Source organism: Georgenia sp. SYP-B2076 (assembly GCF_003991205.1).
Taxonomy (GTDB): Bacteria; Actinomycetota; Actinomycetes; order Actinomycetales; family Actinomycetaceae; genus Georgenia.
In genome coordinates, this window is the sequence record NZ_RXOZ01000022.1 from 294,216 (window position 1) to 309,989 (window position 15,774).

15 protein-coding genes and 1 tRNA gene are annotated in these 15,774 nt (G+C 73.7%); 3 read left to right on the forward strand and 13 right to left on the reverse strand.

Going from position 1 to position 15,774, the window contains the following annotated elements:
* Positions 1-150 precede the first annotated feature (150 nt).
* Positions 151-224, reverse strand: a tRNA-Pro gene (locus tag EJK16_RS10670).
* Positions 225-303: 79 nt separating this feature from the next.
* Positions 304-708: a VOC family protein gene (locus tag EJK16_RS10675; RefSeq protein WP_127129095.1), complete on the reverse strand. Its 405-nt coding sequence runs from the start codon at positions 706-708 to the stop codon at positions 304-306.
* Between the two features lie 145 nt (positions 709-853).
* On the opposite strand from EJK16_RS10675, the gene EJK16_RS19595 reads away from it, so the two are divergent.
* Entirely contained in the window at positions 854-1,033 is a 180-nt protein-coding gene (locus EJK16_RS19595) for a hypothetical protein (RefSeq protein ID WP_164737297.1), read from the forward strand.
* Positions 1,034-1,065: 32 nt separating this feature from the next.
* Here the strand turns inward: EJK16_RS19595 and EJK16_RS10685 are convergent, their stop codons facing one another.
* The 9 genes from EJK16_RS10685 to EJK16_RS10725 all read right to left on the reverse strand — a co-directional run bounded on the left by EJK16_RS10685 (position 1,066) and on the right by EJK16_RS10725 (position 9,864).
* Positions 1,066-2,211: a hypothetical protein gene (locus tag EJK16_RS10685; protein ID WP_127129099.1), complete on the reverse strand. Its 1,146-nt coding sequence runs from the start codon at positions 2,209-2,211 to the stop codon at positions 1,066-1,068.
* Positions 2,211-3,797 carry a ribosome biogenesis GTPase Der gene (gene der, locus EJK16_RS10690; protein WP_127129101.1) on the reverse strand — a complete coding sequence of 529 codons (1,587 nt, stop codon included), beginning with the start codon at positions 3,795-3,797 and terminating at the stop codon, positions 2,211-2,213. Before der ends, EJK16_RS10685 begins: the two co-directional genes overlap by 1 nt.
* 5 nt (positions 3,798-3,802) lie before the next feature.
* Positions 3,803-4,525, reverse strand: a complete 723-nt coding sequence (locus EJK16_RS10695; protein ID WP_127129103.1) for a 1-acyl-sn-glycerol-3-phosphate acyltransferase — start codon at positions 4,523-4,525, stop codon at positions 3,803-3,805.
* Positions 4,525-5,274: a (d)CMP kinase gene (gene cmk, locus EJK16_RS10700; protein WP_127129105.1), complete on the reverse strand. Its 750-nt coding sequence runs from the start codon at positions 5,272-5,274 to the stop codon at positions 4,525-4,527. The genes EJK16_RS10695 and cmk overlap by 1 nt, the downstream gene beginning before the upstream one ends.
* A 5-nt stretch (positions 5,275-5,279) precedes the next feature.
* A complete protein-coding gene (locus EJK16_RS10705) occupies positions 5,280-6,410 on the reverse strand; it encodes a prephenate dehydrogenase (RefSeq protein ID WP_127129107.1) in 1,131 nt (376 codons plus the stop codon).
* Positions 6,411-6,530: 120 nt separating this feature from the next.
* Positions 6,531-7,292, reverse strand: coding sequence for a pseudouridine synthase (locus tag EJK16_RS10710; RefSeq protein ID WP_127129109.1), 762 nt, complete (start codon positions 7,290-7,292; stop codon positions 6,531-6,533).
* Positions 7,292-7,882, reverse strand: coding sequence for an SMC-Scp complex subunit ScpB (gene scpB / locus EJK16_RS10715; protein WP_240645955.1), 591 nt, complete (start codon positions 7,880-7,882; stop codon positions 7,292-7,294). The genes EJK16_RS10710 and scpB overlap by 1 nt, the downstream gene beginning before the upstream one ends.
* A gap of 184 nt (positions 7,883-8,066) precedes the next feature.
* Positions 8,067-9,017, reverse strand: coding sequence for a ScpA family protein (locus EJK16_RS10720; protein WP_127129111.1), 951 nt, complete (start codon positions 9,015-9,017; stop codon positions 8,067-8,069).
* Positions 9,007-9,864: a ParA family protein gene (locus EJK16_RS10725; protein WP_127129316.1), complete on the reverse strand. Its 858-nt coding sequence runs from the start codon at positions 9,862-9,864 to the stop codon at positions 9,007-9,009. The genes EJK16_RS10720 and EJK16_RS10725 overlap by 11 nt, the downstream gene beginning before the upstream one ends.
* Positions 9,865-10,170: 306 nt before the next feature.
* On the opposite strand from EJK16_RS10725, the gene EJK16_RS10730 reads away from it, so the two are divergent.
* Positions 10,171-11,103, forward strand: coding sequence for a type IV toxin-antitoxin system AbiEi family antitoxin (locus EJK16_RS10730; protein WP_164737298.1), 933 nt, complete (start codon positions 10,171-10,173; stop codon positions 11,101-11,103).
* A 179-nt stretch (positions 11,104-11,282) separates the two neighbouring features.
* Here the strand turns inward: EJK16_RS10730 and xerD are convergent, their stop codons facing one another.
* Both xerD and EJK16_RS10740 read right to left on the reverse strand, forming a co-directional pair.
* Positions 11,283-12,221: a site-specific tyrosine recombinase XerD gene (gene xerD / locus EJK16_RS10735; RefSeq protein WP_127129115.1), complete on the reverse strand. Its 939-nt coding sequence runs from the start codon at positions 12,219-12,221 to the stop codon at positions 11,283-11,285.
* Positions 12,222-12,233: 12 nt separating this feature from the next.
* Positions 12,234-13,142 (reverse strand): heme o synthase, encoded by a 909-nt coding sequence (locus tag EJK16_RS10740; protein ID WP_240645959.1) that lies wholly within the window; start codon positions 13,140-13,142, stop codon positions 12,234-12,236.
* A 425-nt stretch (positions 13,143-13,567) separates the two neighbouring features.
* Between EJK16_RS10740 and tkt the strand changes: the two genes are divergently transcribed.
* On the forward strand, positions 13,568-15,763 hold the full coding sequence (gene tkt, locus EJK16_RS10745) for a transketolase (protein ID WP_127129119.1): 2,196 nt from the start codon (positions 13,568-13,570) through the stop codon (positions 15,761-15,763).
* The last annotated feature ends 11 nt before the right edge of the window (positions 15,764-15,774 follow it).

The window sequence follows — 15,774 nt, forward strand, 5'->3', positions numbered from 1 at the left end:
TGGAATTGGCGTGATTCCAGTGCTTCTAGCTGAGGAGCCAGGCATGACCGGCTGGTGACGTCTTGACTTCAGCAACGCCCACCGAGCGCGAGAGAGCCTCGCCCGATTGTCCCGGACGAGGCTCTCACCTGCGGTTTTACTTCGTTTCTGTCGGGCTGACAGGATTTGAACCTGCGACCCCTTGACCCCCAGTCAAGTGCGCTACCAAACTGCGCCACAGCCCGTTGGCCCGCTTGGCGGGCCTCGTAGAGATTACCTCAGCATGGCCTCCGCGGCCGAATCCGCCGCACTGTGACGCCCGACTCACATCTCCGGGTGCTCAACGTACTGCGCCAGCTGCAGCAGGTTTCCCACGGTGTCGTCCAGGATCGCGGTGATGACGGGGCCGTGCGCGGTGGGCTCCTGGGTGAAGGCGACACCCAGTCCGGTGAGCCGCTCGTACTCGGCGTGGATGTCGTCGACCGAGAAGACCATCACCGGTAGGCCCGCCGCGTACAGCGCCGTGGTGTAGTTCTTGGCGATCTCGCTGTCGCCGGGCTCGAGCAGCAACGACACGTCGTGCTGCGCCCCCACCGCACCGACGGTGAGCCAGAGATGCTCGCCGACGGGGACGTTCATCCGTGTCTCGAACCCGAGCACCTCGGTGTAGAACGTGTGGGCCTTGTGCTGGTCGGAGACGAAGACGCTCGTCGTCGCAATCTTGATCATGGGGGCTCCTCGGCGCGGTCGCGGGGACTGTGCTTCTCCGAGCAACCTACCGCGCACGCCCGCGGGTACGCCGTCGCGTTGCCGCGCCGGGTTGCCTGCCACACACTCGGAGGACGCCGGACACCCACGCGAAGGAGAGTCAGCCATGAGCGAGCAGGACAGCGGGGACCTCACGGACCTGAGCCAGGAGGAGCTCCAGGAGAGGCAGCGCAAGCCCGCCGAGGAGGGCGGCGTGCCAAACAAGGAGTCGGGCGCCGGGATGGGCGCGGGCAAGGCCAGCTCGTTCGAGGGCGAGGAGGACTCCGACACCCCCGAGGGGGTGTAGGCCCACGGCGGCGCGCACCCCGACGGCGGTGCCTACGCCGTCGGCGCCGCCACCGCATCGCCCAGCCTCTGGAGCCGGTGCCGCTCCGCCACGACCACCCCGAGCCCCACGACGGCGACGCACAGCCCCGCCGTCGCCAGCCAGGGCTCGACGCGGAAGAGCGCCACCTCGGTGAGCAAGAGGTTGACTAGGAACGCGCCGCGGAGCCACTGGAACGCACGGGGTCGGTCGCGGCGCACCAGCACGAGACCGCGCCCGGCCACGGCGATGGTCAGCGCCGTCGCCGCGAGCGCCCCCCAGCCGGCCCAGCCCGGGGTGCGGTCCCCCTGGGCGCGAGAGAGTGCGAGCGTGGCGGGGGCGGCGACCACCAGGACCGCGAGCAGCACGCCGGTCGTCGCCGTCGCCCACCGGGCCGCCACGGCACCCATGGCGCGCCCCACGCGCCGGCGCGCGACGTCGAGGGGGTCGAGGATCTCCTCCTCGTCCGGGGCGATCGCGGCGAGGAGCGCCTCGGTCTCCGCGCCGCCGGGCGCGGCGCGCCCCTGGGCGAGGAGGTCGACGGCGATGGCCCGCCGGCGCTTGCTCAGCCCCCCGGCGAGCCCGGCCACGGCGTGGTCGGCGGCCCCGGCGAGGTACTCGGTGGGGTGATGGGCGCGGCGGCCGTGCAGCGTGTCGGCGGCGATCATGACCAGCACGAGGGTCACGTACATGATCATCGGCGCCGGGGTGAAGAAGTAGTCGTTGTCCCGGGTGAGGAACTTGCCCACCTCGTCGATGAAGAGCCCGAAGCCGATGCCGCCGACGAACGCGGCGATCGGCCGGATCACCGGCCCGGCGAAGGAGAGCAGCAGCACCATCGCCACCGCCATCATGAGGCCGCCCCAGAGCACGTGGGCCACGTGCAACACGCCGCCGCCGATCTGTGGGAACCCGGTCAGCTGCAGGTAGCCGCGGGTGACCACGACCGTCAGCAGCGCGGTGACGACGAAGCCGGTGACGTGCCCGGTGCCCTCCGGGTCGCGGGGCAGCCCCCAGCGCAGGAGCCGCGGCGGCCGCGGGGCGGGCGCCGCCGTCGGACCGGGCGCCGCCGTCGGGCCAGGCGCGCCCACTGACCCGGGCGCCGCCGTCTGGTCGGCGGCACCCCGGCTGGCCGAGCCCCGGCCCGGTGGCGCACCCATCAGCGGCGGCGCTTCTCCCGCACCCGGACACTGATCTCGATCGGGCTGCCCTCGAAGCCGAACGCCTCCCGCAGGCGGTTCTCGATGAACCGGCGGTACCCGGCCTCGATGAACCCGCTCGCGAAGATCACGAACCGCGGGGGCCGGGTGGACGGCTGGGTCGCGAACAGGATCCGGGGCTGCTTGCCGCCGCGCACCGGGTGCGGGTGGGCGGCGGTGAGCTCGCCGAGGAACGCGTTGAGCCGGCCGGTGGGGATGCGCTTGTCCCACGACTCCAGCGAGGTCTCCAGCGCCTTGACCAGGCGGTTGGTGTGCCAGCCCGTCTTCGCCGAGACGTTGATCCGCGGCGCCCACTGGATCTGGACGAGGTCCAGCTCGATCTCGCGCTCGAGGAACGGGCGGCGGTCCTCGTCCATGAGGTCCCACTTGTTGTAGGCCACCACGAGCGCGCGGCCGGAGTCGATGACCTGCTGGATCACGCGCGTGTCCTGCTCCGTCATCGGCATGGAGGCGTCGATCAGCACGACCGCGACCTCGGCCTTCTCAAGCGCGGCCTGGGTGCGCAGCGAGGCGTAGAAGTCCGCGCCGGAGGTCTGGTGCACGCGGCGGCGGATGCCCGCAGTGTCGACGAACCACCACGGCCGGTCGCCGAGCATGATGAGCTCGTCGACGGGGTCGCGGGTGGTGCCGGCGGTCTCGTGGACCACGACGCGCTCGGCGCCCGCGAGGGCGTTGAGCAGCGAGGACTTGCCGACGTTGGGCCGGCCCACCAGGGCGACGCGCCGCGGGCCGCCCTCGGGGATCTTGCCGGCGACGGCGGAGACCTCGGGCAGGATCTTCATGGCGGCGTCCAGCAGGTCGCCCGAGCCGCGGCCGTGCACGGCGGAGACGGGGTACGGCTCACCCAGGCCGAGCGACCACAGCATCGCGGCGTCGGCCTCCTGCACCGCCGAGTCGACCTTGTTCGCCGCGAGGATGACGGGCTTGCCGGAGCGGCGCAGCAGCCGGACCACCTGCTCGTCGGTGTCGGTGGGGCCGACGACGGCGTCGACGACGAACATCACGGCGTCCGCGAGGCTGATGGCCACCTCGGCCTGCTCGGCGACGCGCGCGTCGATGCCGGCGACGTCGACCTCCCAGCCGCCGGTGTCCACGACGGTGAAGCGGCGCCCGCCCCACTCGGCCGGGTAGCTCACGCGGTCGCGGGTGACGCCGGGGGTGTCCTGGACGACGGCCTCGCGGCGGCCCAGGATGCGGTTGACGAGGGTGGACTTGCCCACGTTCGGGCGCCCGACGACGGCGAGCACGGGCAGCCCGGCGTGGTGGCGCCCGGCCGGGCCCTCGCCGCCCTCCTCGGCCAGGTCTGCGAGGTCCTCCTCGTCGAGCACGTACTCGGCCAGGCCGGCGCGCAGCGCCTCGGCGCGGCGGTTCTCCTCGGCCTCGGCCGCCGCGCGCTCCTCGGGGGTGCGCGGGTCGGTCGCCGGCGCGGAGTCGTCGGGCGAGGTGGTTGCGGCGTGCAGGGGCTCGGCGGGCCCGGCCTGGGCCGGGGGTGTCTCGGCGCGCGCGCGGGTGGGTTCGGTGCTCATAAGGCTCATTCTCCCTTGTCGTCGCGGAACGGACGAACAGGGAGGCCGGAGTCGTCCGGCAGCGGCACCCCCGTCAGCGCGATGGCGCGGTCCACGTGGGCGGCCAGGCCCGCGGTGATCGTCTCCATCGCCCGGTTCATGGTCTCCCGGCCGCTCGCGGCGGGCGGGCCCAGGCGGATGGGCTCGCCGAAGACCACGTCGAGCCGGGCCCGGGGCGCCGGGACGTGGCCGCGCCGGTCCCCCGTGCGCCGGGTGCCCAGGCACGCGGCCGGGACCACGGGCGCGCCGGACTGGACGGCGAGCCAGGCCACGCCCGCGCGCACCGAGCTGATGTCGCCGCGCCCGCGGGTGCCCTCGGGGAAGATCCCGACCACGCGGCCCTCGTCGAGCAGCGCCTTGCCGACGGCCAGCGCGGCGCGGCCGGAGGTGCGGTCCACGGGGATCTGGCCGGACCAGGTCATGAGGAAGCCGATCCTGGCGTCGAAGAACTCCTGCTTGACCAGGATGTGCGAGCCGCGCGGCAGCGCCCCGTGGAGCACCGGCCCGTCGACCACGCCGGTGTGGTTGGAGGCGATGATCACGGGCCCGGTGGCGGGCACGTTCCCGGCGCCGTGCACCCGGGTGTTCCAGTACACGTGGTCGAGGAACCACCCCACGCGGCGCGACCACGTCGGCCCCCAGCGGTAGATGTCCTGCGGGCGCACCCGCTGGCCCCGGGTGGCTGCCATCAGCGACCCGCCGCGAGGACGAGGCCGAGCACCGCACGATAGGAGTCCTCGACCTCGAAGGTCGAGGTGTCCACGGTGATGACGCCGTCCGCGGCGGTCATGAACGCGGAGACGGTGGAGTCGTCGGCGTCGCGGCGGACCACCTCGTCGCGGGTGGCCGCGATGGTGGCGGCGTCCACGCTGCCGTGCCGCTCCCGCGCGCGGCGGGCCAGGCGGGCCTGCTCGTCGGCGGTCAGGAGGATCCGGACGTCGGCGTCGGGGGCGACGACGGTCGTGATGTCCCGGCCCTCGGCCACGATGCCGCGCCCGCCAGCCCGGCTGCCGGGCGCCCCGGTGGCCTCGGCCGTGATCACGGCGCGCTGGCGGCGGCACAGCTCGGCACGCACCTCGAGGTTCGTGGCGACCTTGGAGACGACGGCGGTGAGGTCCGCGTCGCGGATCGCGGCGGTGATGTCGACGCCGTCGCAGACCACGCGGGGCCCGGCGGGGTCGGTGACCATGTCCAGCGGCATGGCCCGCACGGCGGCCGCCACGCCGGCGGCGTCGTCGAGGTCGACGCCGCTGCGCCGGCACCACCACGTGGCGGCGCGGTACATCGCGCCGGTGTCGAGGTAGGCCAGGCCAAGCTCGGCGGCCACGCGCTTGGAGACGGTGGACTTCCCGGTGCCCGACGGGCCGTCGATCGCGACCACGATCCCGTGCCCGCCCTGCCGTGCCTGCTCCACCGTGTTCTCCTCGTTAAGGTCCATGAGTCTCATCCCGCCACCACGTGCCAGCCGCGCCGGCCCAGCTCGGTCTCCAGCACGGCGACGGCGGCCGGCAACACCGAGAGGGTCGCGAGGCCCACCCGCTGGCCGGCCGAGTGCTCGAGATGGAGGTCCTCGATGTTCACGCCCACCTCCCCCACCTCGCCGAACAGCCGGCCCAGCTCGCCGGGCTCGTCGGGCACCAGGATGGTGACCTCGCCGTAGCGGCGCGGCGCCCCGCCGTGCTTGCCGGGGATGCGCGCCACCCCCGTGTTGCCGGCGGCGATGACGCGGGCGAGCGGCCCCGTGGAGCCCTCGGCCCCGGGACCGTCGGCGGCCGCGCGGTCCAGCGCCGCCAGGGCCGTGGCGACGTCCTCGCCGAGTGCGCGCAGGGCGCGGGCGACCGGCCCGGCGTTCCCGGTCAGGATCGTGGCCCACAGCTGCGGGTCGGACGCGGCGATGCGGGTGACGTCGCGCAGGCCCTGGCCGGCCAGGCCCAGGGCGGCCTCGGGGGCCTCGCTCAGGCGCGCGGCCACCATCGAGGCGGCCAGCTGCGGCAGGTGGGAGACCAGGGCGACGGCGTCGTCGTGCTCCTGGGCGCCGAGCGTCACGGGTGCCGCGCCGACGTCCACGGCCAGGGTCCGCACCGCCAGGACGGCGTCGGGCCGCGAGCGCGGCCCGGGCACGATGACCCAGGGGCGGCCGGCGAAGAGGTCCGCGTCGGCGGCTGCGGCGCCGGACCGCTCGCGGCCCGCCATGGGGTGGGAGCCGACGTAGCGGGCGACGTCGTCGCCGCCGCGGCTCTCGACGTGCTCCGCCACGCGGGCCTTGACCGACGCGACGTCGGTGACGACGGCGCCCGGGTGCGCCCGCAGCGCCGCGAGGACGACGGGCCCCGCGACGTCGGGCGGGGTGGCGACCACGACGAGCGTGGGCTCCGGGTCCCCCGGGGCGGCCGGCCGGCCGGCGCCGATGTCGCGGGCCAGGGCGAGGGAGCCCGGGGAGGCGTCCTCGAGCTGGACGGGCACCCCGACGGCGGTCAGCGCCAGGCCGAGGCTCGCGCCCAGCAGGCCCGTGCCGACGACCCGCACCGGGCCCGTGGTCGCGACGGGGACGGCGGACGCGGGGTTTTGGGGCACCCGAGGAGGGTACCGCCACCGCGTGCCGGGTCCGGCGGCCGACCGCGCCGGGCCGCCCGGCCGGGTGACCGGGCCGACCTCCGGCGTCGCGCCGTCACGCCCGGCACGGCGCGACCAGGATCACATCCCGACGTCGCGCATGAGCGTGCCCAGCTCCGTGCCGGAGATCACGCGGGTGCGGCCCGGGCGCAGGTTGCCCAGCACGATCGGGCCGATGCGCGTGCGGACGAGGCGGGTGACCGGGAAGCCGACCTCCTCGAAGAGCCGCCGCACGATGTGGTTGCGGCCCTCGTGCAGGACGATCTCGACGAGCGTCTGGTCGGGCGCCGTCTCCTTGACGGTGAAGGAGTGCACCTGGACGGGGCCGTCCTCGAGCTCGATGCCCTTCTTGAGCTGCTGCGCCATCCCGCGGGGCACGCGGCCCTCGACCGTGGCCAGGTAGGTCTTGAGCACCTCGTAGGAGGGGTGCGTGAGGCGGTGCGCGAGCTCGCCGTCGTTGGTCAGCAGGAGCAGGCCCTCGGTCTCGGCGTCGAGGCGACCGACGTGGAAGAGCCGCTCGGGGCGGTCGGCGACGTACTGCGCCAGGCTGGGCCGGCCGTCCGGGTCGTCCATCGTGGAGACCACGCCCGCGGGCTTGTTCAGGGCCACGGTCACCATGGAGTCGTCGAGCTGGACGCGCATGCCGTCCACGTGGATGACGGCGGTGGCGGGGTCGACGCGCACGCCCAGCTCGCGCACCACCTGCCCGTCCACGGTCACCCGCCCGGTGGAGATGATGTCCTCGCAGGCGCGTCGCGAGCCGAGGCCCGCGCTGGCGAGCACCTTCTGCAGCCGCACCCCTCCGGGCACGTGCACGTCTCTGTCCTTGCCGTTCTCGTTCATCACAGCTCTCCGTCGTCCAGCATGTCCAGGTCGGGTAGGAAGGGGGCGAGGGGCGGCAGGTCCGCCAGGGATCCCAGCCCCATCCTCTCCAAGAAGTATGCGGTCGTGCGGTAGAGCATCGGTCCGCCGTCGGCGTCGCGCCCCGCCTCCTCGACCAGGCCCCGCGCGAGCAGGGTGCGCACCACGCCGTCGACGTTGACGCCGCGGATGGCCGCGATGCGCCCGCGCGCCACGGGCTGGCGGTAGGCGATGACGGCGAGGGTCTCCAGGGAGGCCTGCGTCAGGCGGGCCGTCTGCCCGTCGATGACGAAGCGCCCAACGACGTCGGCGTGGGCGGGCGCCGAGTACACGCGCCAGCCGCCCCCGACCTCGCGCAGCTCGAAGCCCCGGCGCCGTCCCTGCCGCTCCCCGCGGTAGTCGGCGGCCAGCTCCTCCAGCAGGGCGCTGACCTGGGCCATCGACAGGTCCAGCACCCCGGCGAGCTGCGTCGCCGGGACGGGCTCGTCGACGACCATGAGGACGGCCTCGAGCGCCGCCAAGTGCTCCGGGGACGGGCCGACGTCGGAAGAGGGGGCGTCGTCGCCGCGCAGGTGGGCGCCGTCCCCGGGCAGGGGGGCGTCGCCGTCGCGCAGGAGTCGGGTGACGGCGGACGCGGCGTCGCCCGTGGGGCCGGCGCCGTCCCTGAGGAGCCCGTCCGCCAGGACGTCGTCCGCGGGGGCCTCCTCGGGCAGCGTGACCCCCGCCGGGGAGCCGCCTGTCGGCGAGAAACGTGTCCTACTCAACACTGCCTCCGGTCTTGGCGGGCTCCTCGCCGTCGTACTCCGCGTCGACCACGACCTCGCCGTCCTCGGTGCCCGACCACAGGATGGTCAGCTCCCCCAGCGCCTCGGCCTGCTCGAAGGTGACGGCCCGCTCACGGAAGAGCTCCAGGAGGGCGAGGAACCGCGCGACGACGACGGCGGTCGAGCCGGCGTCCGCCGTCAGGGTGGCGAAGGTGGCCCTGCGGTGCAGGCGGAGGCGCTCGACGAGGAGCGCGGCCTGCTCGCGCACGGGCACGACGGGGTCGTGCATGTGGGTGATCTCCACCTGGGGCGCGCCGGGCCTGGGCGCGAAGGCGCCGGCGGCGAGGCGGGCGATCTCCTGCGGGCCGACCTGCAGGACGAGCTCGGGCAGGAGGGCGGCCAGGTGCGGCTCGAGCGGCACGCTGCGGGGGAAGGACCTCGCGTTCGCGGTCCACTCGGCGCCGAGATGCTCGGCGACCTCCTTGAAGGCGCGGTACTGGAGCAGCCTGGCGAAGAGCAGGTCGCGGGCCTCGAGGAGCTCGAGATCGTCGTCGTCCTCCACGGTGCCGCGCGGCAGGAGGCGGGCTGCCTTGAGGTCGAGGAGGGTGGCGGCGATGACGAGGAACTCGCTCGCCTGGGACAGGTCCCACTCGCTCTGGGCGGAGAGGTGGGCGATGAACTCGTCCGTGACCTCGGCCAGGGCCACCTCGGTGATGTCCAGGCGGTGCTTGGCGATGAGGGAGAGGAGCAGGTCGAACGGTCCGGTGAAGTTCTCCAGGGTCAGCTCGAACGTGGCGACGCGGGCGCCGGCCGGTGCGGGCGGCTCGGGTGCTTGCCGCTCGGGTGCGGGCGGCGCGTGCGGTGACGGTGCCGCGGAGGGTGGTTCAGGCTCCTCCGCCCGGGGGGCGAGGAGCTGCGCCGTCGGCGCTGTGTCAGGCGGCATCGCCACGGGAGATGAGCTCGCGCGCCAGGCGCCGGTAGGCCTCCGCACCGGGGTGGGTGGGTGCGTAGGTGGTGATCGGCTCGGTGGCCACGGAGGCGTCGGGGAACTTCACCGTGCGGGAGATCATCGTGGTGTAGACCTTCTCGCCGAACGCCTCGCGCACCCGGTCGATGACCTCGCGGGAGTGCAGCGTGCGCAGGTCCACCATGGTCGCGAGGATGCCGTCGATGCGCAGGCGCGGGTTGAGCCGGTCCTGGACCTTCTCGATCGTCTCGACGAGCAGGGCGACCCCGCGCAGGGCGAAGAACTCCGCCTCCAGCGGGATGAGCACGCCGTGGGCCGCGGTCAGCGCGTTGACGGTGAGCAGGCCGAGCGAGGGCTGGCAGTCGATGAGGACGACGTCGTAGTCGTCCATCACCGGCCGCAGCACCCGGGTCAGCGCCTGCTCGCGGGCCACCTCGTTGACGAGCTGGACCTCCGCCGCCGAGAGGTCGATGTTCGCCGGCACCAGGTCGAGGCCCTCGACGGCGGTGTGCTCGATGATCTCGCGCACGTCCGAGCGCGGCTCCATGAGCAGGCTGTAGATGGTGCGGTCGAGCTCGTGGCCGTTGATGCCCAGGCCGGCCGAGGCGGCGCCCTGCGGGTCGAAGTCCACGATGAGCACCCGGCGGCCGTACTCCGCCAGCGCCGCGCCGAGGTTGATGGTGGAGGTGGTCTTGCCCACGCCACCCTTCTGGTTGGCCATCGCGATGACGCGCGCGGGTCCGTGGGTGTCGAGCGGCGCGGGGACCGGGAAGTCGTCCACCGCGCCGTCGGGGCTCGCACCCACGACGATCGTCGGAATCATTCCTGGTTGCTCGATGCTCACCCCGCCACGCTAGTCGACGCGCCGCGGCCGTCCCAACACCGCCCGGCGCGCGTCGCCCCCGCAATGTTGGTGATGTTGGTGATGTTGGTGATGTTGGTGACCGGTCAAGTTCTAACGGCGCGGCTATCGCCGGGCCCGCATGTTGGCGACCGGTCAAGTCCTGACCGGCCGGCTTCGCACGGCCCGCGCTCCTCGTGCCGTCCACAGCGCCGGCCGACGCCTCGCGTTCCACAGACGGACGGGCTCCCCGCGCGGCACGGCGGTTCGCCGCGGAACCCTGCGTCCATGACGCGCCTCCCGACAGACGAGCCCTTCACGCTCGCTCGCGCGCTGGGCGCCGGCGTCACCCCGCGCGAGCTCACCGCACTCACCCGCGCGGGCGGCCTCGTCCGCCCCTTCCGCGGCATCTACTCCCCCGCCGACCTGGCCACCGACGCGGATGCGCTGGTCCGCGCGGTTGGCCTGCTCGTCCCCGAGGGGGCGGCGCTGGCGCGGGAGTCCGCCGCCTGGCTGCACGGCGTCGACATCCGGCCGCCCGGGCGCTTCCGCGAGCCACCCGCGTTGGAGGTCGTCAGCAGCACGGACATGCTGCTCAACCGGGTCCGGCGGCCCGACGTGGTCGGATACGTCGCGGACCTGCCGCCGGGGGACGTCGTCACGGTCTCGGGCCTGCGCGTGACGTCACCGGCCCGCACCGCGCTGGATCTCGCGCGGTACACGGAACGGTACATGGGCCTCGCCGCCCTCGACATGTTCAGCCACCAACGGTTGATCACCCTCGACGAGGTCACCGACCGGATCTCCGCGATGCCGGGTCAACGGTGGATCGCGCGCGCCCGGGCGATGCTCGCCCTCGCCGACGCCCGCACCGAGCTGCCCGGCGAGTCGTGGACGCGGCTGCGCATCCACGAGTCACGCCTGCCGATGCCGGACCTCCAGATCCGTCTCCGGGACGAGACCGGTCGTGAGATCTACCGGCTTGACATGGGTTACCGCGACCGGAAGGTCGCGCTGGAGTTCGACGGCGAAAAGTTCCATCGCACGACGACGGAGCAGGCGCGGCACGACCAGGCGCGCCGGACGGACATCGAGCGCCGGTGGGGCTGGACGACCTACGCGTTCCACGTCGGGGATGTCCTCGGCCGGCGTCCGGTCGTCGAGGCAACGATCATCGAGGCGCTCGGAATCTCCGGCGTCCCGGCCCGCCGCGTGTGGTGACCGGGCTTTGGCCAGGCGGCCGACGGCGGTGCGAACCGGTGCCGTGTACCGGCCGCTGCCCGCCCGACGGCGCCCCTGGTCCGCCGTCGCCCTCCGCGCCGTCCCTGTCAGTACTTGACCTCTCACCGGCTGCGGGGGGGACTTGCGGGTTAGTACTTGACCTCTCACCACCTCAGGGGTCAGCCCAGGGCGCGGGGGTGCGCGGCCGCGTAGACCTCGCGCATCGTCTGGACGGTGACCTGGGTGTAGATCTGGGTGGTCGTCACCGATGCGTGCCCGAGGAGCTCCTGGACCACGCGCACGTCGGCCCCGCCGGCGAGCAGGTGCGTCGCGAAGGAGTGCCGCAGCGTGTGCGGGGAGATGTGCTGGTCCTGCCCGGCCCGGGCGGCCGCCTGCTGGAGCACCGCCCACGCGCTCTGCCGGCTCAGCGGGTTGCCGCGGGTGTTGAGGAACACCGCCGGCGTCCCCCGCCCGGCGGCAGCCAGCTCGGGCCGGCCGCGCACCAGGTACGCCTCGATCGCCTCGACGGCGTAGCGCCCGACGGGCACGACACGCTCCTTCCGGCCCTTGCCGAACAGGTGGGCGGCGGCGACCTCGCCGTTGAGCTCGAGGTCGTCGATCGTCAGCCCGACGGCCTCGCTGATGCGGGCCCCGGTGCCGTAGAGGACCTCGAGCAGGGCCCGGTCCCGCAGCGCGGTGGCCCCGCCGCCGAGCGAGGCCGCCTCGAGGAGCCGCTCGACCTCCTCGACGCTGATGGCCTTGGGCAGCCGCTTCGAGGACACCGGCGGGCGCACGTCCGCGGTGGGGTCCGCCGTCGCCGTCCCCTCCCCGAGGGCGAACCGGTGCCAGCCGCGCACGGCGGTGACGGCCCTGCCCGCCGAGGAGGCCGCGAGCGCGCTGCGCCCGTCCGCGCCCGTGCGGATGGTCTCGACGTAGGCGACGACGTGGCTCTCGCGGACCTCGTCCAGGCCGGTCACGCCGCACGCCTCGAGATAGCCGCAGTACCGCTCGAGGTCCCGGCGGTACGCCGCGACCGTGTGCTCGCTCATCCCGCGCTCGACGGCGAGGTGCGCGAGGTACTCCCCCAGCGCACGCCCCAGCGCCGTGGTTGCCGCCATCCGCCGCTGGGCCTAGAAGGGCAGGAACGGGTCGACGGCCACCGCGACGAACACCACGGTGAGGTAGGTGATCGAGCCGTGGAAGACCTTCATCGCCGCGAGCTTGCCGCGCCCCGGGTGCAGGGCCCGGCGGTAGAGCTGGACGCAGGAGTACAGGAACCACGCCCCGGCGGCCGCCGCGGCCGCCGTGTAGAGCCAGCCCATGGAGGCGACCGGGACGAGCGCGAAGGTCACGGCGATCATGACGACCGCGTACGCCAGGATGTTCCGGGCCACCACCACGTCGCTGGAGACCACCGGCAGCATCGGGACGCCGGCCTTGGCGTAGTCCTTCTTGAACTTCATCGACAGCGGCCAGTAGTGCGGCGGCGTCCAGAAGAAGATGATCGCGAACAGCACCAGCGCGGCCCAGTCCAGCGAGCCGGTCACCGCCGACCAGCCGATGAGCACCGGCATGCAGCCCGCCGCCCCGCCCCAGACGATGTTCTGCGAGGTGCGCCGCTTGAGCACCATCGTGTAGAAGACGACGTACAGCAGGATCGCCGCCAGGGTCAGGAGCGCCGAGACCGCGTTGACCAGCACCGCGAACCACAGGATGGACACGGCGCCGAGCACCGTGGCGAAGACGAGGGCCTGCCGCCCGGTGAGCTCGCCCGTGACGAGCGGGCGCTGCTTCGTCCGGTTCATGAGCCGGTCGATGTCCCGGTCCAGGTACATGTTGAACGCGTTCGCCGAGCCGGCCGCGAACGCCCCGCCGACCAGCGCGAGGAGCACCAGCCCGGTGCCCGGCCAGCCGCCGGCCGCGAGGATCATCGTCGGGATCGTGGTCACGAGCAGGAGCTCGATGATCCGGGGCTTCGTCAGGGCGACGTACGCCCAGAACCTCGAGCGGGTCGGACGGGCGGTCCCGGTCGGGTGCAGGGGCCCCGCGACCGACGCCGGCGGGAGCGCATCACGCCCCGGCGCCTCAGCGCCCACGACCGCGACGTGCGCCGCGGGGTCGTGGACGGGCCGGCTGGCGGCTGGCTGAGCACTGTGCACGCGGACCTCTGCTCCCCATCTGCTGCGGACGCGCATGAGGCGCGTCACAGGTGAACCGGCAACGGAATATTGCTCGGCACTCGGTTCTTCCATCGTACGTGGACGGTGCGCCCTGGTCCGGAACCTCCGGAACCTTGACAACGCCGTCCACGGCGAGTCTCGCCGCCGAACCCGCCGGGTCCGAAGGGACCCCCCGGCGGTAAGGTCGGACTGGACCAACCACCGAGGTGCCGCGGCCGGAGCGCCGCGATCCTGGCACCTTCTCCGAGCAGACCCGGGGGCACCCGGGACGGAAACGAGGACTTGTGAACGCATCGCCCGCCACGACCAACCAGGTTACGGCCCTGGAGTGGTCCGAGCTCGACCAGCGCGCGGTGGACACCGTGCGCGTGCTCGCCGCCGACGCCGTGCAGAAGGTCGGCAACGGACACCCGGGCACCGCGATGTCGCTCGCCCCGGCCGCCTACCTCCTCTACCAGAAGGTCATGCACCTCGACCCGGCAGACGAGGGCTGGCTGGGCCGGGACCGCTTCGTCCTCTCCGCGGGCCACTCCTCCCTCACCCAGTACATCCAGCTGTACCTGGCCGGGATCGGCCTCGAGCTGGAGGACCTGGAGGCGCTGCGCACCTGGGGCTCGAAGACCCCGGGCCACCCCGAGTTCCGCCACACCAAGGGCGTCGAGATGACCACCGGGCCGCTCGGCCAGGGCCTGTCCTCCGCCGTCGGCATGGCCATGGCCGCCCGCCGCGAGCGCGGCCTGCTCGACCCCGAGGCCGCCCCGGGCGCCAGCCCCTTCGACCACCACATCTTCGTCATCGCCTCCGACGGCGACCTCGAGGAGGGCGTGAGCTCCGAGGCCTCCTCCCTGGCCGGCACGCAGCAGCTCGGCAACCTCGTCGTCATCTACGACGACAACCACATCTCCATCGAGGACGACACGAACATCGCGTTCACCGAGGACGTCCTCGCCCGCTACGCCGCCTACGGCTGGCACACGCAGAGCGTGGACTTCACCCACGGCGGCACCGAGTACTCCGAGGACGTCGCGGGCCTCTACGCCGCCATCGAGGCCGCCAAGGCCGAGACGGGCCGGCCCTCGATCATCTCGCTGCGCACCATCATCGGCTGGCCGGCCCCGAACAAGCAGAACACCGGCGCCATCCACGGCTCCGCGCTCGGCGCCGACGAGGTCAAGGCCGTCAAGGAGGTCCTCGGGTTCGACCCGGAGAAGGCCTTCGACGTCGCCGACGACGTCATCGCCCACACCCGGGGCAACGTCGCCGCACGCGCCCAGGCGGCCCACGAGACCTGGGACGCCGCCTTCGCGGCGTGGCGCACGGCCAACCCCGAGGCTGCCGAGCTGCTGGAGCGCCTCCGCGCCCACGACCTGCCCGAGGGCTGGGCCGAGAAGCTGCCCACGTTCGAGGGAGGCAAGGCCGTGTCCACCCGCGCGGCCTCCGGCACGGTGCTCAACGCGCTCGCCCCGGTCCTGCCCGAGCTGTGGGGCGGCTCCGCCGACCTCGCCGGCTCCAACAACACCACGATGAAGGGCGAGCCGTCCTTCCTCCCCGTGGAGCGCTCGACCAAGATGTTCCCGGGCAACCCCTACGGCCGGACGCTGCACTTCGGCGTCCGGGAGCACGCGATGGGCGCGATCCTCAACGGCATCACGCTGCACGGCCTGACCCGCCCCTACGGCGGGACGTTCCTCACGTTCTCCGACTACATGCGCCCCGCGGTGCGCCTGGCCGCCCTCATGGGCATCCCGTCCACCTTCGTGTGGACCCACGACTCGATCGGCCTCGGCGAGGACGGCCCCACCCACCAGCCCGTGGAGCACCTCACGGCGCTGCGGGCCATCCCGGGCCTCGACGTCGTCCGCCCCGCCGACGGCGCCGAGACGGCCTACGCCTGGCGCGGCATCCTCGAGCGCATCGACCGGCCCGCCGGCATCATCCTGACCCGTCAGGACGTGCCGAACCCGGCCCGCGGTGACGGCGAGGCGACCGGCGACACGCTCGCCGGCGCCGAGGGCACCCTGAAGGGCGCCTACGTCCTGGCCGAGGCCGACGGCGGCTCGCCCGACGTCATCCTCATGGGCACCGGCTCCGAGGTGCAGCTTGCCCTGGCGGCCCGCGAGCAGCTCGCCGCCGAGGGCATCAAGGCGCGCGTCGTCTCGGTGCCGAGCCAGGAGTGGTTCGCCGAGCAGGACGAGGCGTACCGCGAGCAGGTCCTGCCCGCCGCCGTCCGTGCCCGCGTCTCGGTCGAGGCCGGCCTCGCGATGAGCTGGCGCCACCTGGTCGGCGACGCCGGCCGCTCCGTCTCCCTCGAGCACTACGGCGCCTCCGCGGACTACAAGGTGATCTACGAGAAGTTCGGGATCACCGCCGAGGCCGTCGCCGCCGCCGCGAAGGAGTCCATCGCCGCCGCCGCCGGTGACGCCGCCCCCACCCAGGGCACCACGCCGACCCAGGCCGGCACGGGCGACCTGCCCAAGTAGCACCGTCACGC

Excerpts from the sequence above, each read along its gene's own strand:
- EJK16_RS10710 (WP_127129109.1), bottom strand. The coding sequence starts at position 7,292 with ATGAACGAGAACGGCAAGGACAGAGACGTGCACGTGCCCGGAGGGGTG.
- der (WP_127129101.1), bottom strand. The coding sequence starts at position 3,797 with ATGAGCACCGAACCCACCCGCGCGCGCGCCGAGACACCCCCGGCCCAG.
- EJK16_RS10695 (WP_127129103.1), bottom strand. The coding sequence starts at position 4,525 with ATGGCAGCCACCCGGGGCCAGCGGGTGCGCCCGCAGGACATCTACCGC.
- EJK16_RS10730 (WP_164737298.1), top strand. The coding sequence starts at position 10,171 with ATGACGCGCCTCCCGACAGACGAGCCCTTCACGCTCGCTCGCGCGCTG.
- xerD (WP_127129115.1), bottom strand. The coding sequence starts at position 12,221 with ATGGCGGCAACCACGGCGCTGGGGCGTGCGCTGGGGGAGTACCTCGCG.
- EJK16_RS10685 (WP_127129099.1), bottom strand. The coding sequence starts at position 2,211 with ATGGGTGCGCCACCGGGCCGGGGCTCGGCCAGCCGGGGTGCCGCCGAC.
- EJK16_RS10725 (WP_127129316.1), bottom strand. The coding sequence starts at position 9,864 with ATGATTCCGACGATCGTCGTGGGTGCGAGCCCCGACGGCGCGGTGGAC.
- EJK16_RS10720 (WP_127129111.1), bottom strand. The coding sequence starts at position 9,017 with ATGCCGCCTGACACAGCGCCGACGGCGCAGCTCCTCGCCCCCCGGGCG.
- EJK16_RS19595 (WP_164737297.1), top strand. The coding sequence starts at position 854 with ATGAGCGAGCAGGACAGCGGGGACCTCACGGACCTGAGCCAGGAGGAG.
- cmk (WP_127129105.1), bottom strand. The coding sequence starts at position 5,274 with ATGGACCTTAACGAGGAGAACACGGTGGAGCAGGCACGGCAGGGCGGG.
- EJK16_RS10675 (WP_127129095.1), bottom strand. The coding sequence starts at position 708 with ATGATCAAGATTGCGACGACGAGCGTCTTCGTCTCCGACCAGCACAAG.